The sequence below is a fragment of the Embleya sp. NPDC055664 genome, assembly GCF_053618075.1.
Genome location: NZ_JBSHGZ010000047.1, coordinates 25,441 through 46,212, shown reverse-complemented (window position 1 = coordinate 46,212; position 20,772 = coordinate 25,441). Strand labels below are relative to the sequence as shown.

At 72.4% G+C, this 20,772-nt stretch carries 25 protein-coding genes and 2 pseudogenes; 13 read left to right on the top strand and 14 right to left on the bottom strand.

Features of this window, described 5'->3' with window-relative positions:
* Nucleotides 1-61: 61 nt before the first annotated feature.
* A complete protein-coding gene (locus ACWGR4_RS43135) occupies nucleotides 62-1,273 on the bottom strand; it encodes a hydroxymethylcytosylglucuronate/cytosylglucuronate synthase (protein ID WP_452130031.1) in 1,212 nt (403 codons plus the stop codon).
* 314 nt (nucleotides 1,274-1,587) lie between these two features.
* Here ACWGR4_RS43135 and ACWGR4_RS43130 point away from each other — a divergent pair, with 314 nt between their 5' ends.
* Nucleotides 1,588-2,196 carry a TetR/AcrR family transcriptional regulator gene (locus tag ACWGR4_RS43130; protein WP_452130030.1) on the top strand — a complete coding sequence of 203 codons (609 nt, stop codon included), beginning with the start codon at nucleotides 1,588-1,590 and terminating at the stop codon, nucleotides 2,194-2,196.
* 4 nt (nucleotides 2,197-2,200) lie between these two features.
* Entirely contained in the window at nucleotides 2,201-2,830 is a 630-nt protein-coding gene (locus tag ACWGR4_RS43125) for a DUF1707 SHOCT-like domain-containing protein (protein ID WP_452130029.1), read from the top strand.
* Nucleotides 2,831-2,932: 102 nt separating this feature from the next.
* Here ACWGR4_RS43125 and ACWGR4_RS43120 read toward each other — a convergent pair whose 3' ends face one another.
* Together ACWGR4_RS43120 and ACWGR4_RS43115 are read right to left on the bottom strand one after the other, a co-directional pair.
* Nucleotides 2,933-3,430 carry an Asp23/Gls24 family envelope stress response protein gene (locus tag ACWGR4_RS43120; RefSeq protein WP_452130028.1) on the bottom strand — a complete coding sequence of 166 codons (498 nt, stop codon included), beginning with the start codon at nucleotides 3,428-3,430 and terminating at the stop codon, nucleotides 2,933-2,935.
* A 136-nt stretch (nucleotides 3,431-3,566) separates the two neighbouring features.
* Nucleotides 3,567-4,808, bottom strand: a complete 1,242-nt coding sequence (locus ACWGR4_RS43115) for an alpha/beta hydrolase (protein ID WP_452130027.1) — start codon at nucleotides 4,806-4,808, stop codon at nucleotides 3,567-3,569.
* Nucleotides 4,809-5,015: 207 nt separating this feature from the next.
* Between ACWGR4_RS43115 and ACWGR4_RS43110 the strand changes: the two genes are divergently transcribed.
* Both ACWGR4_RS43110 and ACWGR4_RS43105 read left to right on the top strand, forming a co-directional pair.
* Nucleotides 5,016-5,459, top strand: coding sequence for an NUDIX hydrolase (locus ACWGR4_RS43110; protein ID WP_452130026.1), 444 nt, complete (start codon nucleotides 5,016-5,018; stop codon nucleotides 5,457-5,459).
* A 95-nt stretch (nucleotides 5,460-5,554) separates the two neighbouring features.
* Nucleotides 5,555-6,958, top strand: a complete 1,404-nt coding sequence (locus ACWGR4_RS43105) for an FAD-dependent oxidoreductase (RefSeq protein ID WP_452130025.1) — start codon at nucleotides 5,555-5,557, stop codon at nucleotides 6,956-6,958.
* A gap of 36 nt (nucleotides 6,959-6,994) precedes the next feature.
* On the opposite strand, the gene ACWGR4_RS43100 is transcribed toward ACWGR4_RS43105, so the two are convergent.
* Nucleotides 6,995-7,957, bottom strand: a complete 963-nt coding sequence (locus ACWGR4_RS43100) for a M48 family metalloprotease (RefSeq protein WP_452130024.1) — start codon at nucleotides 7,955-7,957, stop codon at nucleotides 6,995-6,997.
* Nucleotides 7,954-8,382, bottom strand: a complete 429-nt coding sequence (locus tag ACWGR4_RS43095; protein WP_380002310.1) for a BlaI/MecI/CopY family transcriptional regulator — start codon at nucleotides 8,380-8,382, stop codon at nucleotides 7,954-7,956. The genes ACWGR4_RS43100 and ACWGR4_RS43095 overlap by 4 nt, the downstream gene beginning before the upstream one ends.
* Before the next feature lie 221 nt (nucleotides 8,383-8,603).
* Here ACWGR4_RS43095 and ACWGR4_RS43090 point away from each other — a divergent pair, with 221 nt between their 5' ends.
* From ACWGR4_RS43090 to ACWGR4_RS43080, 3 genes are all read left to right on the top strand, one after another.
* A complete protein-coding gene (locus tag ACWGR4_RS43090) occupies nucleotides 8,604-9,239 on the top strand; it encodes a phosphatase PAP2 family protein (RefSeq protein ID WP_380002311.1) in 636 nt (211 codons plus the stop codon).
* Between the two features lie 33 nt (nucleotides 9,240-9,272).
* Entirely contained in the window at nucleotides 9,273-9,830 is a 558-nt protein-coding gene (locus ACWGR4_RS43085; RefSeq protein WP_452130023.1) for a TetR/AcrR family transcriptional regulator, read from the top strand.
* An 84-nt stretch (nucleotides 9,831-9,914) separates the two neighbouring features.
* Nucleotides 9,915-11,591, top strand: coding sequence for an alpha/beta fold hydrolase (locus ACWGR4_RS43080; protein WP_452130022.1), 1,677 nt, complete (start codon nucleotides 9,915-9,917; stop codon nucleotides 11,589-11,591).
* A 46-nt stretch (nucleotides 11,592-11,637) separates the two neighbouring features.
* On the opposite strand, the gene ACWGR4_RS43075 is transcribed toward ACWGR4_RS43080, so the two are convergent.
* The 6 genes and pseudogenes from ACWGR4_RS43075 to ACWGR4_RS43050 all read right to left on the bottom strand — a co-directional run bounded on the left by ACWGR4_RS43075 (nucleotide 11,638) and on the right by ACWGR4_RS43050 (nucleotide 15,544).
* Nucleotides 11,638-12,078, bottom strand: a complete 441-nt coding sequence (locus ACWGR4_RS43075) for an amidase family protein (RefSeq protein ID WP_452130048.1) — start codon at nucleotides 12,076-12,078, stop codon at nucleotides 11,638-11,640.
* A pseudogene (locus ACWGR4_RS43070) lies at nucleotides 12,028-12,178 on the bottom strand (amidase); the annotation flags it as partial. The gene ACWGR4_RS43075 and the pseudogene ACWGR4_RS43070, both read right to left, overlap by 51 nt.
* Nucleotides 12,179-12,280: 102 nt before the next feature.
* The gene (locus ACWGR4_RS43065; protein ID WP_452130021.1) at nucleotides 12,281-13,045 is read right to left on the bottom strand and encodes a glycosyltransferase; all 765 of its coding nucleotides are present in this window, start codon (nucleotides 13,043-13,045) and stop codon (nucleotides 12,281-12,283) included.
* Complete coding sequence (locus tag ACWGR4_RS43060) at nucleotides 13,042-13,686, bottom strand: methyltransferase (RefSeq protein ID WP_452130020.1); 645 nt, start codon at nucleotides 13,684-13,686, stop codon at nucleotides 13,042-13,044. Before ACWGR4_RS43060 ends, ACWGR4_RS43065 begins: the two co-directional genes overlap by 4 nt.
* On the bottom strand, nucleotides 13,683-14,498 hold the full coding sequence (locus ACWGR4_RS43055) for a PIG-L deacetylase family protein (protein ID WP_452130019.1): 816 nt from the start codon (nucleotides 14,496-14,498) through the stop codon (nucleotides 13,683-13,685). Before ACWGR4_RS43055 ends, ACWGR4_RS43060 begins: the two co-directional genes overlap by 4 nt.
* Nucleotides 14,495-15,544, bottom strand: coding sequence for an acyl-CoA dehydrogenase (locus ACWGR4_RS43050; RefSeq protein ID WP_452130018.1), 1,050 nt, complete (start codon nucleotides 15,542-15,544; stop codon nucleotides 14,495-14,497). The genes ACWGR4_RS43055 and ACWGR4_RS43050 overlap by 4 nt, the downstream gene beginning before the upstream one ends.
* Before the next feature lie 288 nt (nucleotides 15,545-15,832).
* Between ACWGR4_RS43050 and ACWGR4_RS43045 the strand changes: the two genes are divergently transcribed.
* The gene (locus tag ACWGR4_RS43045; RefSeq protein WP_452130017.1) at nucleotides 15,833-16,735 is read left to right on the top strand and encodes an Orn/Lys/Arg family decarboxylase; all 903 of its coding nucleotides are present in this window, start codon (nucleotides 15,833-15,835) and stop codon (nucleotides 16,733-16,735) included.
* Nucleotides 16,736-16,743: 8 nt separating this feature from the next.
* Here the strand turns inward: ACWGR4_RS43045 and ACWGR4_RS43040 are convergent, their stop codons facing one another.
* A complete protein-coding gene (locus tag ACWGR4_RS43040) occupies nucleotides 16,744-17,586 on the bottom strand; it encodes a sigma-70 family RNA polymerase sigma factor (protein WP_380002321.1) in 843 nt (280 codons plus the stop codon).
* 417 nt (nucleotides 17,587-18,003) lie between these two features.
* Here ACWGR4_RS43040 and ACWGR4_RS43035 point away from each other — a divergent pair, with 417 nt between their 5' ends.
* From ACWGR4_RS43035 to ACWGR4_RS43020, 4 genes are all read left to right on the top strand, one after another.
* Nucleotides 18,004-18,174 carry a hydrophobic protein gene (locus tag ACWGR4_RS43035; RefSeq protein ID WP_380002322.1) on the top strand — a complete coding sequence of 57 codons (171 nt, stop codon included), beginning with the start codon at nucleotides 18,004-18,006 and terminating at the stop codon, nucleotides 18,172-18,174.
* Nucleotides 18,175-18,533: 359 nt separating this feature from the next.
* Nucleotides 18,534-18,818 carry a DUF6479 family protein gene (locus ACWGR4_RS43030; RefSeq protein ID WP_380002323.1) on the top strand — a complete coding sequence of 95 codons (285 nt, stop codon included), beginning with the start codon at nucleotides 18,534-18,536 and terminating at the stop codon, nucleotides 18,816-18,818.
* A 59-nt stretch (nucleotides 18,819-18,877) separates the two neighbouring features.
* On the top strand, nucleotides 18,878-19,318 hold the full coding sequence (locus tag ACWGR4_RS43025) for a response regulator (protein WP_452130016.1): 441 nt from the start codon (nucleotides 18,878-18,880) through the stop codon (nucleotides 19,316-19,318).
* A gap of 87 nt (nucleotides 19,319-19,405) precedes the next feature.
* Nucleotides 19,406-19,966, top strand: a complete 561-nt coding sequence (locus tag ACWGR4_RS43020) for a type 1 glutamine amidotransferase domain-containing protein (RefSeq protein ID WP_380002325.1) — start codon at nucleotides 19,406-19,408, stop codon at nucleotides 19,964-19,966.
* 95 nt (nucleotides 19,967-20,061) lie between these two features.
* On the opposite strand, the gene ACWGR4_RS43015 is transcribed toward ACWGR4_RS43020, so the two are convergent.
* Both ACWGR4_RS43015 and ACWGR4_RS43010 read right to left on the bottom strand, forming a co-directional pair.
* A complete protein-coding gene (locus tag ACWGR4_RS43015) occupies nucleotides 20,062-20,385 on the bottom strand; it encodes a plasmid stabilization protein (RefSeq protein WP_380002326.1) in 324 nt (107 codons plus the stop codon).
* A gap of 92 nt (nucleotides 20,386-20,477) precedes the next feature.
* Entirely contained in the window at nucleotides 20,478-20,621 is a 144-nt protein-coding gene (locus ACWGR4_RS43010) for a hypothetical protein (RefSeq protein ID WP_452130015.1), read from the bottom strand.
* Between ACWGR4_RS43010 and ACWGR4_RS43005 the strand changes: the two are divergent.
* Nucleotides 20,553-20,717 (top strand): annotated as a pseudogene (locus ACWGR4_RS43005) (monovalent cation/H(+) antiporter subunit G); the annotation flags it as partial. The gene ACWGR4_RS43010 and the pseudogene ACWGR4_RS43005 sit on opposite strands and share 69 nt — an antisense overlap.
* Nucleotides 20,718-20,772: the final 55 nt, after the last annotated feature.

The following is a 20,772-nucleotide window of genomic DNA, read 5'->3' as shown; positions in this document are numbered from 1 at the left end:
CGGTCGGAGGCGGGGCGGGCATGGGTGTGGCGGGGCGGGACGACATGAGGGTGTGCGGCGGTCAGGCGGCGCGGGGTACGCCCGGCAGGAGCGCGAGCAGGGCGTCGGCCACGTCCGCGGCCCCGTCGACACCGACGGTCGCAGTCAGCGCGCCCCAGTCGTCGGCCCCGGCGGCGGCGCCGCGCAGCGCGGTCAGGATGGCGTCGCGCAACACGACGGTCGTGCTCCGGACCGCCGTGTCCGCGGCCGCCGCGGCGATTCCGGCATAGATTCGCTCCAGGGCGTGGTCCTCGCCGCGAGTACGCAGCGACAGCGCCTCCTCTTCGGCGAACACCGCCTTGGGCCAGGTGATTCGGGTCTTCGTACCGATCGCGCGGCTGTGGAAACGGCCGTTGAAGATCTGGCTGAGGTTCTGTGGCGGCAGGCACAGCGTGGGGACGCGCAGCCGGCCGGCTTCGAGGAGGGTGGTCAGGCCCGGGGAGGTCAGCAGCACGTCGCAGCCGGCGAGCCGATCCAGGAACTCGCCGTGTGCGAGCGCGCCCGTGCTCACGTGTGGCGGGGTGATCGACGCGTCCACGAGGCGTCCGGCGAGGTCGGCCGGCAGGTTGCCGGCGAGGTGTACCTCGTGCACCCCGTGGGCGGCGAGCGCTTCCAGGACGGCGGGAACGACGATGCGCGGATAGGCGGTCCAGTCGGCGAGCCGAGGTGCGCGCAGGCCGCCGAGACTGACCAGGGCGGTGCGGTGGGGACCGGCGGCGGAGGCCGCCCGCTCGGCGCGGGGCGGGGTGCCGACGACGGCGCCCACCCAGCGCAGCGCTCGCACGGATGCCAGCACGTCCCGGCATTCGGCGGGCAGTTCGACGCACCTCTGCGCGCAGTAGACCGTCGCCTCCAGGGGCAGCGCCACCCGGTCCCCCTCGCCCCACATGAACGGCAGGCTGTCCACGAACACGGTCGGTACGCCGGCCGCCTCCGTCGCCTTGGCGACGGCACCGTCCAGGACGACGACCGCGGCCACCGCCGCTTCCGCGCCGGTGACGGCGGTGACGGCTTCGGGTACGTCCTCGGCGTCGTCCGGCAGGTCGTACCAGCGCTCGATGGCGTGTTCGGACAACACGGGCCGGCCGAGCCCGGAGGCCAGGCCGACGAATCGCAGCGGCACCGCCGTGCGTTCGCGCAAGGCCGCGAGGATCGCGCCGAGTTTCCCCGAGCTGCCCCAGCCGAATTCTGCTCCGGAGACGATTACGGTTCGTGTACTGGAATCAGTGCGCAATTGAATCCGTCTCGACTTCCCGGTCGGCGGGTTGGCGACATCAATGTAGGTCGCCGCCCCGGAGCCATGCAACCAGTTAGTCGAGATTCGCCCGTATGCAGGAATGATATTTCCATCGGGAATTCAACATTCCGAGAATACGGATCGCTTATATGAGAATCGGCATCGTTCGATTCGACAACGGCTCGCCCACGGGCCGACTCCTGCGAACCCCGCCGGTTCGCCCGTCACGCCCCGGCCGCCTGTCACCTGCCGCCCGGCCTTGTTGGCAAGGTGGTCAACAGCTTATTATCCATCTTGCCAATAGGAGGGTCATGACCGGACGACGCAGGCGCACGCCCGAGCAGGCGCGGGAGGAGATCCTGGAAGCCGCCACCGAACTCATCGCGCAACACGGCCCGGACGGTGTGGGGTTGCGCCGGATCGCGGAGGCGGTCGGCGTGACGCACGGACTGGTGACGCACTACTTCGGCACCTACCGGGCGCTGGTACGAGCCGTCCTGCAACGCGAGAACGAGCGCAAACGCGAACTGGTCCGCGAACGTATGCGCGCCGACGGGGGCGTGCCCTTCGCGGGCGGCATGACGCGGGTCCTGTTCGACATCGTCGCGGACGAGCGCTACGTACGGCTGTGGGCCTGGTCCCAACTGCACGACTGGGACGTCGAGACGCCCGGGGCGAACCTCTCCAAACTGGTCGACGCCGTGGAGGAGGGGGTACGCAGCGTGCTCCCCCCGCCCCGGGGACCGGATCGGGCCCGGGTCGAGATGGTCGTCTTCCTGGCCCTGTCCGGCTCCTACGGCTATGCGATGGGCCGACGGTATTGGCTCACCGACCTCGGCCGTGATCCCGACGACCCGGGCCACGACGAGGCCTTCCGCGCCGCCCTGTCCGCAGTCCTCGCCACCCACCTCGAAGGATGACGCCATGACCGCCGACCCCGGACACCCCGACCCCCAACGGCACCTTGCGACCGACCCGAAGCAGGTGGTCCTCGCCGACGACGTCGATCGATACCGGGCCGAGGAACGCCTGCGCAGCGCCGTCGAGAACGGCCGGCTCGCCGTGGACCGACTGGGGCCCCGGCTCGACGAGGTACACGCGGCGCGCACCCGCGCCGAACTGGAGGCCGCCTGCCGCGGCCTCCCCGAACCGGGCCCCCGGGACACACTCGTGGTGGACCGCGCGCCGACCTCCGGCCGCTTCGTATCCGGGATTTTCAGCGGCTTCGAACGCAAGGGCGAGTGGGTCGTCCCGTCGCGCCTGACCGTCTGGTCGATGTGGGGCGGCGGTCGACTGGATCTGTCCGAGGCCCGCTTCGGCAGCCGGGACACCGAGATCCGGGCCGTCTCGCTCTGGGGCGGCACCAGGATCCTGGTGCCGGACGACATCGAGGTCGAGGTCAGGGGGTTCGGCCTGTTCGGCGTCGTGGACAAACGAGTTGCCCGCAAGCTCGACAAGCCCGGCACACCACGCGTCGTGATCAGGGGCTTCGCCCTCTTCGGCGCCGTCGTGACCCGGAACAAGCAGACCCCCGGATCGTCCCCGAAGAGCTGATCCGGCGAACCCTTCGTCCCCCTGCGCTCGGACCCAACCACCGTTCCCCGAGCGGGAGTTCACCATCGCGTGGCTGCATCGAAAGGCGAATGGCGGGGGTGGCTAGGCGACCCGGGTGGATGTGTGGTCGTCGTCGGGCAGGTGGATGTCGTCGACGGCCACGTTCACCTCGACCACTTCCAGGCCGGTCATGCGCTCGACCGTGGCGATGACGTTCCCGCGCACCGCCTGACCCAGTTCGGCGATCGGGACGCCGTACTCCACCACCAGGTTCAGGTCGAGGGCGCATTGGCGCTCGCCGACCTCCACGCTCACCCCGTGCGCCACGTTCGGCCGACCGCCCGGCACCCGCCGGCGTACCGCGTCCAGCGCTCGCGCCACCGAGCCGCCCAGGGCGTGCACACCCTCGATCTCCCGGGCGGCCACACCGGTGATCTTCGCGATCACGCCGTCGGCGATCGCGGTGCGACCGCGCGTGCCCGCGGCCGTCGGCTCCACCGTTTGCGGCAAGCGGTCCGGCCCGCCCGGCACGAGTCGCGCGCCGTCGGCGACCTCGGGCGCCACCGCCACCGTATCCGTCACGTTCTTCGACTCAGGCATCACACGCGACCCTTCTTCGGCTACGGCCAGGGCTACGGCTGCGGTTTCGGGCCTCGGTTCGTGCCCACTGCCCACAACCTCCGTGACCGGCCGTCTGCCCGCGCCGGGCACACTCATTCCTGCCGGCGCGCCCGGCCTACATGGCGACCCACGGAACGCTGCCCGTGTTCCCCGTACGGCCGTTCTCGGTGCAGTGTGCGGGCGGCGTGGCGCCGTACACGTACTGGATGAAGTCGCGCAGGTCGTTGCGCCAGTAGTCCCAGCCGTGTTCACCGGGACCGGTGCAGTAGCGCGGCGTGAACGACGTACCGATGACCGCGCGCAGTTGGTCGTTCCACGTCTTGATGTCCGACTCCCCCTGCCCGCTGGGCAACCCCTGGCCGTTCGCGCCACCGGAGTACATCGCGAACTTGCCCGAACTGCCCGCGTAGTCCGCGTACTTGCCCGCCGCGGCCAGGCCCACCGGGGTGATCGCCGACCAGTTCGCCTGGGGCCCGTAGACGGCCTCGGCGCGCTCCAACGGGGTGCCGAACACACGGTAGTTCGCATCGATCAGCCCGTTCCAGGAGGTCGCCGCGCCATATCCGAGCATCGAGTCGGCCACCCGGTTCAACGCCCGGTCGTCGGCGAGCGTGGTGCCGCCCGAGAAGGCCCCTACCGCCGAGAACCGGTCCCGCAGATCGGCGGCATAGCGCAGCGCGCCGAGTCCGCCCATCGACACACCCGCGATCGCGCGTCCCGAACGGTTGTCGATCGTGTTGAAGTTCGCGTCGATCCAGGGCACCAACTGCCGCATGTGGAACGTCTCCCACATCGGCGCGAAGTTGCCCTGGGTGTGTCCGGCCCAGTCGGTGTACCAACCGGCCTTGCCGCCCTCGGGCATGACCACGATGCCCTTGAAGGTTCGCCGGTCGATCGTGTTCAGCACGTCGCCCGCGTCCGACTCGGACCACTGCTCGAAGTCGCCGAACCCGCCGTGCAGCAGGTACAACACCGGATACCTGTTGGCGGGATCGGTCGCGTAGTCGTCCGGCAGCCAGATCCGCACCTTGACCGGCACGGTGACCGGGTCGATCGACGGCGTACCGCCGCGCGCCTGCATGATCGCCGAGGTGGTCATCGTGGCGTCGTACATTTTGCGGTCGCTGAGCAGGTTCGAGTTCGTCCACTGGGTGAGCGTGATGCCGTGCGAGTTCGCCGCCGGCAGCGGCGGTGCGGGCGGCGGCGGGAACGCCTGCGCCTGGGTGGGCACGCCCACCACGGCCGCGATCAACGCCGCCGCGACCGCGCACACCATCGCCGCGCGGCGCACGCGACGGCGAGTGCGCCCCGGTGCGTGCGTTCCGTTCGTTCCGTCCTTGTCGTTTGTGCCGTCCACGAACACCCCCGATGGCTCTTCGCCATATCGATGTGCCCCCACGCGGGCCCGACCTGGCGCAACCCTGGCCGACCCGGGACCGCCTGTCCTCCCGCACACGGTGGACATCGCGGGTAAACCTGCGCGGTAGCGCTCGACCCGACCTGCACCGACCGCGGTATGACCTCGCCACCCACGCCGCCCGACCCGGATGAAAGAATCCGGTACATGACGCACCAGGATCGGACGGATTCCATACCCAATCTCGACCCGAACGGTCCGCTGATCGTCGTCGCGGCGGCCATCGTGCACGCGGGGCATCTCATGGTGGTCAGCAAGAAGGCGGCGCCGGACCTGTTCTATCTGCCCGGCGGCAAGCCCGACCCGGGCGAGAACCCGCTACAGACGCTGCGCCGCGAACTGGACGAGGAACTGGGCGCGCGGCTCGTGGCACCGCGCTTCCTCGCCGACTTCGACTCCGTCGCCGCCCTGGAGGGTGTGCCCATGCGACTCACCGTCTTCGAGACCCGCCTGGACCGCGACCCCGTGCCCGCCGCCGAACTCGCCGACCTGCGCTGGACGTCCGGCCGAGACGACCACCTGCGCCTCGCCCCCGCGGTCACCGATCACATCCTCCCGCTGCTGCGCCGCACCGGCGCCCTCGCCGCCTGAGGCAATCGCCCGCCGTCGCGGTGCTCGTCCCCAAATTCGGTCGCGTCGCCCCCGTACCGCGTGCCACGGTGGCGAATCGACACGAGGGAGGTCCGATGGCATCGGTCATCATCTGCGGCGCCGGCGTGGTGGGTCTGACCACGGCCCTGTTACTCGCCCGTGACGGGCACGAGGTGACCGTGTACGAGGGCGACCCATCCCTCCCGCCCGAGGACCCCGCGCAGGCGTGGACCGCGTGGCAGCGTCCGGGCGTGGCGCAGTTTCGCCAGCCGCACAACCTGCTGCCCCGGTTTCGGGGCGTACTCGCCGAGGAACTGCCCGATGTGATCGAGCGGCTCGTGGCGGCCGGCTGTTTCGAGGGCAGCGCGCTGCATCCGCTGCCGCCGAGCATCACCGATTACGTGCCCCGGCCCGAGGACGACCGTTTCCGCTTCCTCACCGGCCGACGCCCCGTCGTCGAGGCGGTGTTCGCGGCGGCGGCGGTCGCGGCCGGCATCCGCGTGCATCGCGGCGTCGGGATCGCCGGCCTGCTCACCGGCGCACCGGTGCTCGCGGACACCACCCATGTGACCGGCGTCCGCACCGCCGACGGCGCCGAGGCCCACGCCGACCTGGTGATCGACGCCACGGGCCGCCGTACACGCTCGGCGCGTTGGCTCGCCGACATCGGCGCACCGGAGCCGGCCGTCGATGCCGAGGATGGCGGATTCGCCTACTACACGCGCTACTTCACCGGCCCGCGGCAGCCGGCGCGACGCGGCGCGCCCTACACCGAGTACGACACGTTCGCCCTGCTGACCATTCCGGGCGACAACGACACCTGGTCCGTCACCGTCGTCACCACGTCGGGCGACGCGCCGCTCAAGGCGCTCCGCGATCCCGAGATCTTCACCCGGGTGGTCGCGGCCTGCCCGGCCCAGGCCCACTGGCTCGCCGGTACGCCCCTGACCGACATCGTGGCGATGGCCGGAATCCTCGACTGCCGCCGCCGGTTCGTGGTGGACGGGCGCCCGGTCGTCACCGGCTTCGCGGCCGTCGGCGACGCGTGGGCGTGCACCAACCCCACCGCCGCACGCGGCCTCAGCGTCGGCCTGGTCCAGGCCCAACTGCTGCGCGACGTACTCCGCGAACACGCCGACGCCCCGGCCGAGTTCCCCCTGGCATGGGACGAGGCCACCGAACGCGTCGTCACCCCGTACCACCAGGACCAACTCGTCGCCGACCGCGCCCGCGCCGCCGCGATGAACCCGGACCGCAGCACCGAACCACCCCCCACCCCAAGCCCGTTCGGCGCGGCCGCGTTCCACGACGCCGACCTCTTCCGCGCCCTCCTGGAAACGGCCACGTGCCTGGCCCTTCCCGCGGACGTCCTCACCCGCCCAACCATCCAAGCCAAACTCCGAACCCCCCAGCCCCGAGCCACCCCACCCAACCCCGGTCCCGGTCCCGGCCCTCAGGGCCCCACCCGCACCCACCTGCTTCAACTGCTCGCCGACTGACGCCGCCGGCCCCGCGTGTCGCCGACGGGCCGGTTCTCACCTGCTGCCGGAGGGCGACGCCACCGTGTCGCGGGCGGTTTCCACGTTGCCGTGGAGGTCGTGTGCGGCGTCGGCGACGCCGAGTGAGGTGATGGTGACGCAGCCGGCCAGCAGTATCGCCGCCGCCCGGGCCGTGGGGTTGCGCCGTTGCGGGGTGGGTGCCAGGAGCGCGGCGACGCGTCGGGGCATGGGTCCGCTGACCACGGACAGGGCGAGGCGCGAGCGTCGCGGGCCCGTATGTGCGGCGAGTGCCGCACGGGCCAGGGCGCGGGCCGCCAGCCGGCGGTCCGCGACAGCCGCGGCGGCGGTTTCGTCCGCCCATCGCTCCAAGCCGTAGGCGACCACCGTGCGAAACGGGCGCAGGGCTGGGTTGACGGCCACCGCGAGTTCGACCGCCGCGAGAAAGAAGTGGTGTCCGCCGGCGAGGTGGGCGCGCTCATGGGCGAACAGGACCTCGCGCTCGTCCACGTCCAGCGCGCGCAGCATCGCCGTACTGACCACGACACGGGAGGGCCGGCCCGGCAGGGCGTAGGCGATCGCCGACTCGTCCACCACCACGGCCAGTTCGGTACCCCCCGGCGAGACCGGGCCGAGTCGGCGGGCGTCGACCAGGTCGCGCCACAGCACCCACCCCGTGCGTGCCAGGGACAACAGGGCCGCGGTCAACACCACCGCCGCCAGGACGCCGATCATCGGCCGGTCGGCGAGGGCTCCCTCGCGCACCGCGGCGGGCGTGTAGTCGCCCAGGACCGCCACCACCGGGAGTTGCACCAGCCCGCCGCCGACAAGCAGCGCCAATGCGGCGACCGTCGTACCGCCCAGGACGACGGCCGTCACCGTGAACAGCCAGACCGCCCGGTGTGGGGACATCCCGTCGGCGAGGACCTCCCACCGCGCCATACTCGCCACCGCCGGGAGCAGGAGCGGCAGAAGCAGGGGGATCCATACGGCGTACGTCACGTCGACCCCCCTTCCGTGCGGTGTCGGGATGCGCCCGGTTCGGATTCGACGGGGGGATCGGCCGCGGCGAGATCCAGAAGTTCGCGCAGTTGGCGTTCCTCGGCGCGGTCCAGGCGCGAGACGAAGCGGGCCAGGACCGTTCGTCGGTCGGGTTCGCGGTCGAGTTCGGCGTGCATGCGGTCGGCGGCCATGCTCGGCAGGTCCGCCACCGGCGCGTACGCAAACGCCCGACCCGCAGGCGTCCGCGTCACCACGCCCTTGTCGAGCAGTCGGGTCAGGATCGTCACCACGGTCGTGCGCGCCAGTGTGTCCCCCAGCGCGGCGCGGACCTCGCCGGGAGTCAACGGCCCCTCGGCCGCGCCGAGCACGCCGAGTATCGAACTCTCCAATTCGCCCGCCGCCCGGCGGCCACTACCGGTGGTCACGACACCACCCTCTCGCATCGTCTACAGTTCCTGACGTCTACAGCCTGTAGACATCGAGGCGAAGTCTACGCGACCAGGCCCCGGCGCGCCCGCGCGCATCGGCGCGCACCGTCGACCGGAACACGTGGACGAACCCCGATCGGTTCCCCACGCCCGGCGGTGGATCCATACCGGCACCCACCCTTCGAAGACCCGACATGCCCGGAAGGGGCCCTCATCCCGTGACCACACCCATGTACGACCAAGCCATGGACGGGGCTCGGATCGACGGCGGCTGGTACACCGCAGTCACCGACTTCGCCCATGACACCCCCTGGCTCAACGCGCCCGCCCTCGCCTGGACAACCTATGGCGCGGCCCTGTTCGTGCTACTCCTCTGCGTCGGCTGGTGGCGGGCCAGACGCGCCGACGCCGCGACCATGACCGCCGCCCTGGCCGCCATCGCCGCCACGGCAATCGCCTACCTCGTCAACTCCGGCATCAAGGAGGCCCTCGTCGAACCGCGCCCGTGCCGGGCACTTCCCCACGCCTTCCTCGTGGAGGCATGCCCCGCGGCCAACGACTACGCCTTCCCGAGCAACCACGCCACCGTCGCCTTCGCCGCGGCCGTCGGCCTCCTCCTGGTCGATCGCAGACTCGGCGTCCTCGCCCTGATCGCCGCCGTCCTCATGGGCGCCTCACGCGTGTACGTCGGGGCGCACTATCCCCACGACATCGCCGCCGCGGCCCTGGTCGGCGGCAGCGTCGCCCTGATCACCGTGCTCCCGGCCCGCAGGCTCGCCACCTCGACCGTGGCACGCCTGCGCACCGGCCCACTGCGCCCGATCCTGCTCCACACCCAAGCCCTGCCCGGTTGAAGAAATATGTAGACCGGTCTAGTCTCACACTCCATGGGACGGAAGGGCGCCGACACGCGCGACCGACTGCTGGACGCGACCCGTGATCTGGTCGAGGCCGGCGGCTACTTCGGCGCGGGCCTCAATCAGGTGATCGCGGCCAGTGGCGCGCCGCGCGGGTCGCTCTACTTCCACTTCCCCGGCGGCAAGGACCAGATGGTCGGCGAGTCCGTCCGCCGAGCCGGTCGGTCGATCGGCGACGCGATGGGAGGATTGGCCGAATCCGACGCGTCCGCCGCCGAGTTCGTCGAGACCGTGCTGCGCCTGCTGGGCGACCGCCTGGAGGCGTCGGACTGGCTCAAGGGATGCCCCGTGGCCACCGTCGCACTGGAGACGGCCGCCACCAACGACGCGCTGCAGCAAGCCTGTTCGGAGGTCTACACCTCCTGGGAGGCGATCCTGCGCGCCCGACTGGCCGGCCATCCGGACGCCGACGACCTCGCCGTCACGATCCTGGCCCTCGTCGAGGGCGCCCTCCTCCTGGCCAGGGCGCACCGCAGCCGCGACCCGCTCGACCGAGTCGCCCGCCGCATCACGACCCTCCTGAGCTGAACGCACGCCGGATCCACTCCGGTCCACGCCTGTCCGCAAAATATGTAGATCGGTCTACTGATCACACATCACCCAAGGAGCCCCATGGACGCCATCGTCTTCGGTGCGACCGGCTTCATCGGCCGTGCCCTCGTCGCCGAGTTGCTGGGTCGAGGCCAACGCGTGGCCGCCGCCGTCCGCAGCGACACCCTCACCCCCTGGCTCGCCGCCCGAGGCGTCGACACCGGCGGCCTGAGCATCGTCCGGGCCGACATCACCCGTCCGCTCACCGCGCTGCCCGAGGTGTCCGACGTCTACAACACGGCCGGGCGCTACGCTTTCGGCCTGAGCGCGGCCGAGGCGCGCGCCGTCAACGTCACCGGTGCGCTCAACGTGCTCGAATGGGCCGCCTCCCTACCCGGGCTGCGCCGCCTGGTCCACGTCAGCGGATACCGGGTCAGCGCCCCCGACGGCACACCCGACTACGCCGGATCGGGCGCGTACGAGGCGTCGAAGCTGGAGGCGGATCTCGCGATACGCGCCCGCGCCCACGAATCGGGCATCCCGCTGAGCATCGCCAATCCCGGCGTCGTCATCGGACCGGGCCAGTACATCGGCCTCGCGACCCTGGTCCACGACCTGTGGCACGGCCGACTGCCCGCGTTGCCCGGCGGGCCCGACACCTTCGTGCCGATCGTCACCCTCGACCACCTCGTCCGCTTCCTGGCCGAGGTCTCGGCAGCGCCGGCGGGCGAACACCACTGGATCCTCGACGACACCACACCCCCGCTGCCCGAACTCGTCCGCACCATCGCCGACCATGCGGGCGTACCGGCCCCACGGCGCAACATCCCCGTCGGCCTCCTGCGCCGACTGCCGCGCCGGCTCACCAACGCCGACCCCGAGACGTTGTCCTTCCTGTCCACCGACCGCTACCCCACCACCTCCGCCCACACGTTCGCGGCCCGCGTCGACCTGGCGATGCCCCCGGTCGGCGGTGCCCTGCGCACGTGGACCGACGACCTGGTGGCCACCCGCTTCGGCACCGCGACGCCCTGGGCGAGCCCATACGGCTTCCGCACCGTCGCCGGCAGCCCCACGTGGGTGATCGGCGAACGACACCGCCCCGCCCACGTCCTCCTGCACGGCCTGCCGCTCAATGCCGACCTGTGGGCACCCGTCGCCGCCCACCTCACCGAGCCGTTCCTGGCCGCCGACCTCCCCGGCCTGGGCCGCTCGGCCGACACACACTCGGTGGACGCCTGGCTGGCCGACCTGCTGCGCCCGGTCCGGACCCGCCCCGTCCTGGTCGCGCACTCGTCGGCCTGCGACCCGGCGCTGCGCTTCGCCGCCGCGCATCCGGAGCGCGTCGGCGCACTCGTCCTCGTCTCCCCGGCGTTCCTGCAACCTCCCGCCGCCCGCCTCACCCGCTCCGGCGTGGCCGTCCCGAGGCTGCGCCGGATGTCTCCCGCCCGCCTTGCCGAAGCACTCGGCGTCCCGGAGGGCCCGGAGGTGACCGGTGCGGCGGCCGACCTGCGCCGCCCCGGCGCGGCGGGGCGCGTGGTCCGCGCCCTGCGCACCACCGTCGCCGAACGCGAGCACTCCCGGACCCTGTTGACCCGCCTCCGGGTCCCGGTCCGGATCCTCGTCGGCTCGGCGGATCCACTCGTCGTCCCGGTCGACCACCCCGTGACCGAGATCGCCGGCGCCGGCCACTATCCGCAACTCGTCGCCCCGGCCGAGGTCGCCCACCACCTCGCCGGCACGGCCGTGGAAGCGTGAAGCGGTTCCCGCCCGCCCTTCCCACTCGCAGACGCCGCGGGCGGGTTCAGCCCAGGGGCGGACGCCGGCGCCCGTAGCGGGTCGCGGCCTCGAAGGCGGCGCCGATCCGCAGGGCCGCCAGGTCCGAGCGCGGCGCGGTGGCGATCTGGAGGCCCACGGGCAGGCCGTCGGGCGTGAACCCGGCCGGCACGGACAGGGCCGGCGCGCCGAGCAGGGTGACGAAGTACGCCGAGCGCATCCAGTCGAGGTAGGTGTGCTGGGCGACGCCCGCGACCGAGCGCGGGTATTCCAGCTCGGCGTCGAACGGCACGACCTGGCTGACCGGGGCCGGCAGGACGTCGTAGCGATCGAAGAAGGCGAGGGAACGCGATCGGCAGTCCGTGCAGCGGGCCGACGGCCTCGTCCCGGGCGAGCGCCGCGTCGGCCGCGTCGGCGGCGGCGAGGGCGCCTTCCGGGTCGAGGGTGACGATGGCGTTGATCGCGGGATCGACCGCCGCGATGCGGTCCAGGTGCGCCTGCACGACCTCGCGACTGGACACCTCGCGCCGCCGGATGCGGCCGGCGAGGTCGGGGATGTCGTCGGTCATGGGTGTCCTCACGCGGGTGCGAAGCGACGGTGGCCAACGAGGACGGTATCCGCGAACCGGGTGGGAGCACCGCGACGCGGCCGACCCGGCCTGCGACCCGGCCTACCGGCCCGGGCCCGGCAGCGAGCGGGGGCGGGTTGCCGGGGCCGCTTCGAGGGTGAGTGCCTGTTCGCGCAGGTCGTGGCCGAAGCCGCCCGGTGCTCGGCAGTCCAGGCGGGCCGAGGTGAGCACGCGGAGGGCGGACGTGCGCAGCACTCGGCGACCGGCCGCCTCCAACGCGTCCACCAATGCGCGATCCTCGCCGACCACCAGTGGCGGGAACCCGCCGACCTCCAGGTACGCGTCGGCGGAGCAGCCGAGGTTGGCGCCGTGCACGTGCGGCGAGCGGCCGGTCCAGGAGTCGTACCGGGCGGTGAACGCCGCCGCGCTGCCCGGCGGGTGTGCGCTCCAGTCGGCCACCCGCACGGTCCCGGCCACCGCGTCCCAGCCCCGGGCCGCCCAGGACAACTGCCGGGTGAGCCAGTCCGTGGGCACCCGGCTGTCCGCGTCGGTGGTCACCAACCACACGTCCGCCGGGTCGAGTCGGCTTCGACCCAGTGCCTCGGCGAAGCCCGCCGCGCGGGCCGCGCCGGCGGCACCCGCGTCGCACTCGACCACGTCGGCCCCCAGCGCCCGGGCGATCGTGGCGGTGCGGTCCAGGCATCGGTCGGCGGTCACCACGATGTTCGTCGCCACGCCGCGCATCGCCAGGCGACCGCATGCGGCGTGCAACGCGGCCAGGCAGCCGGGTAGTTCGCCCTCCTCGTCCCGGGCCGGCACCACCACGATCACGCCGCGCATCCGCCGGCCCGTACCCCCGGCGCTCACCGCAGCCCCTCGCGGGCCGCCGGGGACAGCGTGTCGGCGGGGGCGTCGGCACGGATCAGCACATCCAACAGGAAGTCGGGCTCACGGTGCTCCACCACCCGGACCAGGCCGGGCAACGCACGCACGGCGGCATGTACCTGCTCGGCGGAGAGCACGTGCTCCTCGGCCGCCGGCCGCCAGTGCACCGCGACCAGGGTGCCGCCGGGGGCCAGGTCGGCGCGGGCCCGGGCCAACACGTCGGCCAGGCGCGCCGGTTCGAAGTAGTAGAGGAACTCGGAGAGCACCACGAGATCGAAGGGGACCGCGCCCGGCGCGTCGGCCGGCGTCGGCCACTGCTCGGGCAGGCGCCGACACTCGACGGTGACGCCGGGCAGTTCGCGGGTGCGCGCCCGTGCCTCGCGCACCGCGATCGACGCCAGGTCGCAAGCCAGCAGCCGATCACAGCGTCGGGCCAGCGCGGCCGTCAACACCCCGACCGAGCACGCCGGTTCGAACGCGCTGCGGTAACGCTCCCGGGGCAGCGCGGCCAGGGTGAGTGCGTACTTGCGCCGGTCGTAGGCACGTTCGCCCAACTGCCAGGGGTCCGCGGAGTCCGTGTACATCTCCTCGAACCGGCGCGACGTGGGAGGAATCCGGCTCACCGGAACAGCACCTCGAAGTCCCTTTCGAAGTGCGCGAGTTCATCCGGAGGCAGAATCACCCGGTCGTCCGTGCCCGGCGCCGGCGGCGCGATCTGGCTCACGAAACAGGCGATCGCACGCCGCTTGCGCCGCGCGCCGTCGTCGGTGAGGTCCATCCGCACGGCCTGCGCCCACGGTACACGGGGATCCTCGGGACCGGCCCAGTGCCACATCCAGACCGGATACTCGACCAGCGGCGTCCGGGCCGCCGCGCACGCCGCGGCGGCGATCCGACCGGCCGCCTCGTGGTCGGCGTGCAGATCACCGGACCACGGTGCGGCGCACAGCGCGTACCCGGCCAGCAGATCGACCAGCGCCGCACGGGCCGCGACCTCGTGTGCGGCGACGCCGGTGTCGGGCAGACCCAGGCGCACGATCTCGACGGCCGGCCCACCCGCCGAGAGCACCGCGAGCGCACGCGTACTCTCCCCGACCCGACGCGCCGCCAACTCGGCCGGGGGGATCGGGCCGTCCGGATGCGATGCCTCGCCGTCGGTGAGCACGACCACCCGAACCCGCTCGCCGGCCGCCGATGTGCTCGCCACCAGGCCGCCCACGCCCAGGACCTCGTCGTCGGGATGTGCCGCGACCACCACGAGTCCGCCGGCCGCGGGCGGCGCGATCCGGGGCAGCCGGTCCAGCCCGCGCCACCGGATCCAGTCCCGCTCGGGGGTGCCGGGCGCCTGGATCGCGTTCACGGGTTCGCGCGTCGCGTCGACGAGGCGTCCGGGCCGCGCACCGACGCCGCGGGCGACTGCCGGCTCCGAGCTCATCGGACGGTCGCCTTCGCTCGCTCGCCCCCGGTGCGCCCGCTCTGCCCGGCCCGCCCACCCGCCGCCGACGCCTCGGCCACGAGCGTGCCGAGCCGCGCCAAGTCCCGTTCCGCGTGGTGTTGGCGAATGTAGACGGTGAGATCGGCGACCGCCCGGGCATGCTCACCGTCGTGGCACAGCGGGCCGGCGCCCAGTGCCCGCCCCACCCGCTCCAACACCTCCGTACAGGTGCGTTCGACCAGGGCACGCAGCCGCAACGCACGCACCTCGGCGGTGCCGGACCGGTCGGCCGGATCCGCGTCGATCTCCGCCGCGGCGGCGTACAGCGCTCGCTCCGCCGTATGCAGGGCAAGGTCGACCGCGCCCAGCTGCGCCAGGCCGTGTGCGTCCAGCCGCCCGGCCCGTGCGGCGGCCGTCAACGGGCGGGCCACCGCACGGGCACCACCGAACCAGCAGGCCGCGACGCCGGCGCCGCCGTGGTGGAATCCGGGCCGATCCAGATAGGCGCCCACTGCGCCGACCGGCCGGGCGGGCAGCCCCGCCATCTCGACGTCCAGCGTCTGGCTGGCCGCCATGCCCACCGCCGGCCACGAGCCCGGCCGCGGCCGAAAGCCGACGTGGTCGAGGTCGATCCGAAACAGCCTCGACCCCTCCCCCGTGTCCGCGGTGACCAGGGCGTGTGTACACATCAGCGCGCCCGAGCAGTAGCGCCGGACACCGTCCAGCACCCACCCCCCGTCCCGAGCCGTCGCGACCAGCCTGCTCCCCGGCGGCTCCGCGGCCCACACGCCCCAGCGTGTCCCGTCCGGCACGGGCCCGGCGTCCGGCGCCACCTCGGCGATGATCGCGAGAGCGTCGGCGTGCCCCTCCGCCAGTCGCCCCAGCGCCAGGTCCCGCTCGGCCGTCGCGACCAACACCCGCCATCGCGCGTCGGTCGCGCCCGCCCCGGGCAGGGCGAGATCCGTCCCCGGACCCGCCGCGAACTCGGCGAACCATCGACCCACCCGATCCGTGTGCCCACCCGGCGACCCGTCACTCACGCCCATGTCGCCGCCACCCCGCGCGCCTCGCACGCCCCTTGGATTCGCATTCACCCCGGCTACCCCCGGGGTCGATCCCTCATGCCACCGGTCCCCGGCCCCGTCGACACGGCGACCCCACCCCACCCCGGCCGGGATACCGCACGGTAACCAACTCGCCGACACGGACCGCCCGTTGGGTGGAGTGCGGGGTGTGGCTCGTGAGGTGCCCGATGCCGGGTGTGCGGTCGGGGCGACCGGGCAGAGGTGGGTGGAGCCATCGGATCCGAGGACGTCGGACGCAGGTCGGCAAACGTGCCGCGACGTCGTCGCCGCACGTCCGACCCGGAGGTGCGCGACGGGTGTGCACATCCGGTGCGGCTGTTGGTTCGGGCCCGCACCCCCGCGACAGATGTACGCCCGCCGGCAACGACATCGGTCTTCCACCACCAGGGCGACCTGGTCGATCCGCACGTGCTGCGCGCCCGCGCGGACCTGCTCGGCACGACCAGCCCCAACGTCCTGATCTACGCCGCGCTCGACGGATGGCGCGCGCACATGGTCGCCAAGGGCCACGAACTCCTGGACGCGGCGCTGGGTCGGGCGCACGACGTGCGCGCGACCATCGAGGACATCGACGGCCTGCATGTGAACGGCGCCGAATTCCTCGGCCCCGACCGCGCCCACGACCTCGATCCGCTGCAGATCATCATCGACATCTCCGCGCTGGGCCCGACCGGCTACGCCGCCGCCGACTGGCTGCGCGAGCAGCACCGGATCAACCTCCACGTATCCGACCACCGCCGGATCAGTGCCCAGCTGACCTACGCCGACGACGACCGCACCACCGCGACGCTCACCCACGCCCTGCGCGCCCTGGCCGCGACACCGCCGATGTCGGCCTCCGAACGGGCCCCGATCCACGTCCCCGATCCGCGTGAACTACGCCTGGAACAGGAGCAGTTGCCCAGGGACGCGTTCTTCGCCGAGACCGAGCAGGTGTCCGCCCGCGCGGCGATCGGTCGGGTCTGCGCCGAAATGCTCACCCCCTACCCGCCGGGCATCCCCGCCGTCCTGCCGGGCGAACGCCTCAGCCGCCCCGTCGTCGACTACCTGACCTCGGGAGTATCCGCCGGCATGGTCGTCCCGGACGCCGTGGACCCCGGACTGGACACCATCCGTGTCGTGGCCGACCGTACGAACATCCGGCGCGCGTAGCGGCTCGCTCAGCCCTTCGCCCCGACGGCACACGCCGCCGCCGAGCCCGCGCCCGTCGGCCCGAGCATGCCCGCCCGCAGGGTGGTGAAGGCGCGGCTGAGCAGGCGCGAGACGTGCATCTGGGACAGGCCCAGCCGGTCGCCGATCTCGGCCTGGGTGAGGTCGTCCCAAAAGCGCAGCTTGAGGATGCGGCGGTCGCGTTCGCCGAGTTCGGCGATCAGCGGGCGCAACGATTCGCGGTCGACGACCAGATCCAGCGCGGGGTCGGGGGCGCCGTGCCGGTCGTACCCGGTGCCGCCGCCGTCGCCGCGCTCGGTCTCGGGGGCGGGGGTGTCAAGGGATTCGGTGCGCAGCGCCGCGCCCAGTTCCAGCCCCATGCGCACGGTGTCCCGGTCCAGGCCGAGGTGGCGGGCCAGTTCGGCGTGGTCGCAGTCGCGGCCCAGGCGGGCGCCGAGTTCGTCCCGGGCGCGGACCAGCTTCAGGTACAACTCCTGCTCACCGCGGCACGCGTGCACGGCCCAGGTGTGGTCGCGGAAGTAGCGTTTGAGTTCGCCCGCGATGGTCGGGACGGCGTAGCCGAGGAAGCCGGAGCCGCGACCGGGGCGGTAGCCGTCGACCGCCTTGATCAGGCCGATCGCGGCGACCTGGCGCAGGTCCTCGCGCAGGTCGGTGCGGCGGGTGTAGCGGGCGCAGGCGTAGGCGACCAGGTTGAGGTTGTCCTCGACGATGTCGTTGCGCAGCCTGGCGTACGCGTGGGTGCCGGGTTCCAGGGTCGCGAGACGGGTGAGGTTGCGGTCGGTCTCGGCACGCAGGTGCGCGCGGGCTTCGGCATTGTTGCGGCGATCGGTCATCGCGAAACGGGCCTCCGAACGAGGATGCGACGGACGCCGGGGGCCCTGGAGCGGGTGAACGTCGAGCACGGCCCGGGGCGGGGCCACCCGTGGATCCCTTCCACCTCACGGCCCGCCCACACCCCGTGAAGGGAGCGGGCGGGCGACGCCCGGCGGCACGGAACCGGCGGGAACGAGGCCCAGTACACGGGGCGCCATCCGGGGCGTCGCCGTATCACGCTGTCCGCCGGCCCGATGACACAGGGACATTTCCAGGGGAACACACAGCCGCCCGAACTTCGCGCCGACCCGCCGCACGGGAATCCGCCGGGGAACGTCGGCGAACATCGAGGCCCGCCGAAAATCGTCGGTAAAACCTTGCCGCCCTCAGGAATGGGTCCCGAAGACCGGGGCACGCACGGAGCGGAGGTACAAACCATGATTCCCCTTCTCCTCGTCCTGCTTCTGGCCCTGATCCTCTTCGGCGCCGGATTCGCGCTCAAGGTGCTGTGGTGGGTCGCCGTAGCCGTCCTGGTCATCTGGCTGCTGGGCTTCCTGTTCCGCTCGACCGGCACCGGTGGGAGCCGAGGCCGCTGGTATCGCTGGTAATCCGAAATACGCGCCCCGACGGCGCGGCCTCCGGAAGGCGGGGCGACGGTGCATTCGGATTCCGAACATCCGCACCGGCGCACCCGCCTTTCCCGGCTCTCCCGCGCACATCGGTATTCCCACGAGCCTCATGCGATTCCGGCGAGGCACGTGGGAATACCACATGCCTGGCGGAATTCCGGCGCGCCCCGTGGGATTCCCGGGAGCCCGGTGGGCCACGGTGCGGATTCGCGCGGCGGGCATTCTCGTACCGGGGCGAATTCCCGTCGATCCGGGTCCGCCGTCCGCACCGTGGCGCAGGCCACGAAAAAATCACCGCCGCACCCGGTGCCGACCCGAAGTCGGGGTAGCCGTGCGGCATGACAAACGTGACGCCCTTTGCTGCGGTAGGCATCGCCGCCGTGCTCCTGCTCGCCGTCCTGCTCATCATCCCGGTGGTGGCCGGTGTCCGACGCAGGCGCCGCCCGCCGCCCCCGCCACCGCACGGCGGGATTGCCGGCGGCCCGGCGACACGCGACGACATCGGCAGGCGGGAACCCTCCGAGGTTCCTCGGGACGGCCACCGGCGCGGCCCGCACGAGCAGCCCGGCTTCGGCAATCTCGGCTCCCGCCCCGCCGACCCGCACCGGGACGGCCTGGGCTGATGGTCGGGTACCGGCCGGGACCCGGTTTGACGGGACCCGTCTCGGGCCAGACTTCGGGGGTGAACGAGCGTGGGGTGGCGATCGAGGTCCTGCTGGTCGAGGACGACCCCGGGGACGTGCTGCTGACGCGGGAGGCATTCGCTGACGGCGTCCCCAGTTCCCTGCGCGTGGTGGGCGACGGTGTCGCGGCCCTGGACTTCCTGTACCGACGCGCGGGCTACGAGAACGCGCCCCGGCCGGACCTGATCCTGCTTGATCTCCAGTTGCCCCGGATGGGTGGCCGCGAGGTGCTCGAACACCTGAAGGCCGATGCCGACCTGCGGCGGATACCCGTGGTGGTACTCGCCTCCTCGTCCGCCGAGGAGGACATCCTGCGCAGCTACGACCTGCACGCCAACGCGTACGTGACCAAGCCCGTGAACCTGGACGACTTCGTGGCGATCGTCCGCGGGGTCGACGACTTCTTCCGCTCGATCGTGCGCCTGCCCGACCAGATGTGAACACGGGGCAGCGCACCACACGGCCGCGGCCGACGAATCGGCGACGTGACCGTGAACCGTGAACCGTGAATCGAAAGGCCCGGCACCATGACCGAAAACGACCTGTCCGACCGGCGCGTCCTGGCGATCGTCACCAACTACGGGGTCGAGCAGGACGAACTGGTCGTCCCCGTCCGGGAACTGCGCGAATCCGGCGCGGAGGTGGCCATCGCGGCGCCCTCGACGGAGCCGATCCGCACGCTCGTGAGCGACAAGGACCCGGGCGTGGCCGTGGAACCCACACTCGTCCTCACCGACGTGGACCCCTCCGGCTACGACCTGCTGCTCGTGCCCGGCGGCACGCTCAACGCCGACTCGCTGCGGCTGAACGACACCGCGCTCGCGATCGTGCGCTCCTTCACCACATCCGGCCGCCCCGTGGCCGCGATCTGCCACGGCCCGTGGTTGCTGGTCGAGGCCGACGTCGTCCGCGACCGCACGCTGACCTCGTATCCCTCGGTCGCGACGGACATCCGCAATGCGGGCGGGCGCTGGCTCGACGAGTCGGTGGTCCGCGACGACACGGGCGACTTCGTCATGATCACCTCGCGCAACCCGGGCGACATCAAGGACTTCCTCGGCCAGATCGAAACGATCCTCGGCCGGTGACCGGTAGCCGACCGTCGCAACGCGAAACCGCCCCCGCCGACACTGGTTGATCGGGGGCGGTTTCGCGTTTGCGCGAACACGCGGCCGGGCGGCGCTCAGTTGCCGAGCGCCTGCTGGAGCTGCTTCTTGTTCATCGAGGAACGGCCTTTGATATTGCGGCGTTTGGCGTCCGCGTAGAGCTGGTCGTAGGTGGGCCCGGTGGACCCGGAGTGCGAATGTTTGCCGCCTCGACGACTGGCGGGCATGTCTTTCAACGACGTGCGGCTCGCGGTCTTGGACTCACCCGCCTGGGCACGTTCCTTGTTCACCGTGCGGGCCGCGATCTCCTCGGCGCGCTTGGTGGATTCACCACGCTTCTTCGCACTGTCCTTGATGTGCTCGTACTGCCGTTCCCGCTTGGGACTCGATCCCCTGGGCATGGCGCCCCTCCTGTCTCACCGAGTGAAAATCGGACAACACGGCCCGTACCCGGCCCGTCCACGAGCATGCGGCCCGGCGCCGCGGCCGCGGGTCACCCGGTGCAGCGGCGCACGATCACCGCCGCGGCCAGGGCGAGGGCCGCCGCGCCGCACAGTGGGGCCGCGTGGTGGGCCGACCACTGCTCCTGGCGGCGGTCGCCGTGCTCGCCCTGCCCGGGGTACATCCGCGCCTGCACGCGGGCGCCCCCGGAGCCGTGCTCGGCGCCCCGCTGGTGACGTTGGCCCTGGCGGTGGAGACGGGGCCCGGTCGGGCCGCGCTGAAGCTGCTGCTGATCGGCGTCGCAGCGGCCGTCGGCGGCACGGTCACCACCATGGCGCTGGGACGCG

What these genes read in the sequence shown, in the direction of transcription:
- ACWGR4_RS43085 (WP_452130023.1), top strand. Translation starts at nt 9,273, where the DNA reads ATGGGACGGAAGGGCGCCGACACGCGCGACCGACTGCTGGACGCGACC.
- ACWGR4_RS43110 (WP_452130026.1), top strand. Translation starts at nt 5,016, where the DNA reads ATGACGCACCAGGATCGGACGGATTCCATACCCAATCTCGACCCGAAC.
- ACWGR4_RS43035 (WP_380002322.1), top strand. Translation starts at nt 18,004, where the DNA reads ATGATTCCCCTTCTCCTCGTCCTGCTTCTGGCCCTGATCCTCTTCGGC.
- ACWGR4_RS43015 (WP_380002326.1), bottom strand. Translation starts at nt 20,385, where the DNA reads ATGCCCAGGGGATCGAGTCCCAAGCGGGAACGGCAGTACGAGCACATC.
- ACWGR4_RS43040 (WP_380002321.1), bottom strand. Translation starts at nt 17,586, where the DNA reads ATGACCGATCGCCGCAACAATGCCGAAGCCCGCGCGCACCTGCGTGCC.
- ACWGR4_RS43125 (WP_452130029.1), top strand. Translation starts at nt 2,201, where the DNA reads ATGACCGCCGACCCCGGACACCCCGACCCCCAACGGCACCTTGCGACC.
- ACWGR4_RS43020 (WP_380002325.1), top strand. Translation starts at nt 19,406, where the DNA reads ATGACCGAAAACGACCTGTCCGACCGGCGCGTCCTGGCGATCGTCACC.
- ACWGR4_RS43105 (WP_452130025.1), top strand. Translation starts at nt 5,555, where the DNA reads ATGGCATCGGTCATCATCTGCGGCGCCGGCGTGGTGGGTCTGACCACG.
- ACWGR4_RS43050 (WP_452130018.1), bottom strand. Translation starts at nt 15,544, where the DNA reads ATGGGCGTGAGTGACGGGTCGCCGGGTGGGCACACGGATCGGGTGGGT.
- ACWGR4_RS43030 (WP_380002323.1), top strand. Translation starts at nt 18,534, where the DNA reads ATGACAAACGTGACGCCCTTTGCTGCGGTAGGCATCGCCGCCGTGCTC.
- ACWGR4_RS43120 (WP_452130028.1), bottom strand. Translation starts at nt 3,430, where the DNA reads ATGCCTGAGTCGAAGAACGTGACGGATACGGTGGCGGTGGCGCCCGAG.
- ACWGR4_RS43055 (WP_452130019.1), bottom strand. Translation starts at nt 14,498, where the DNA reads ATGAGCTCGGAGCCGGCAGTCGCCCGCGGCGTCGGTGCGCGGCCCGGA.
- ACWGR4_RS43080 (WP_452130022.1), top strand. Translation starts at nt 9,915, where the DNA reads ATGGACGCCATCGTCTTCGGTGCGACCGGCTTCATCGGCCGTGCCCTC.
- ACWGR4_RS43130 (WP_452130030.1), top strand. Translation starts at nt 1,588, where the DNA reads ATGACCGGACGACGCAGGCGCACGCCCGAGCAGGCGCGGGAGGAGATC.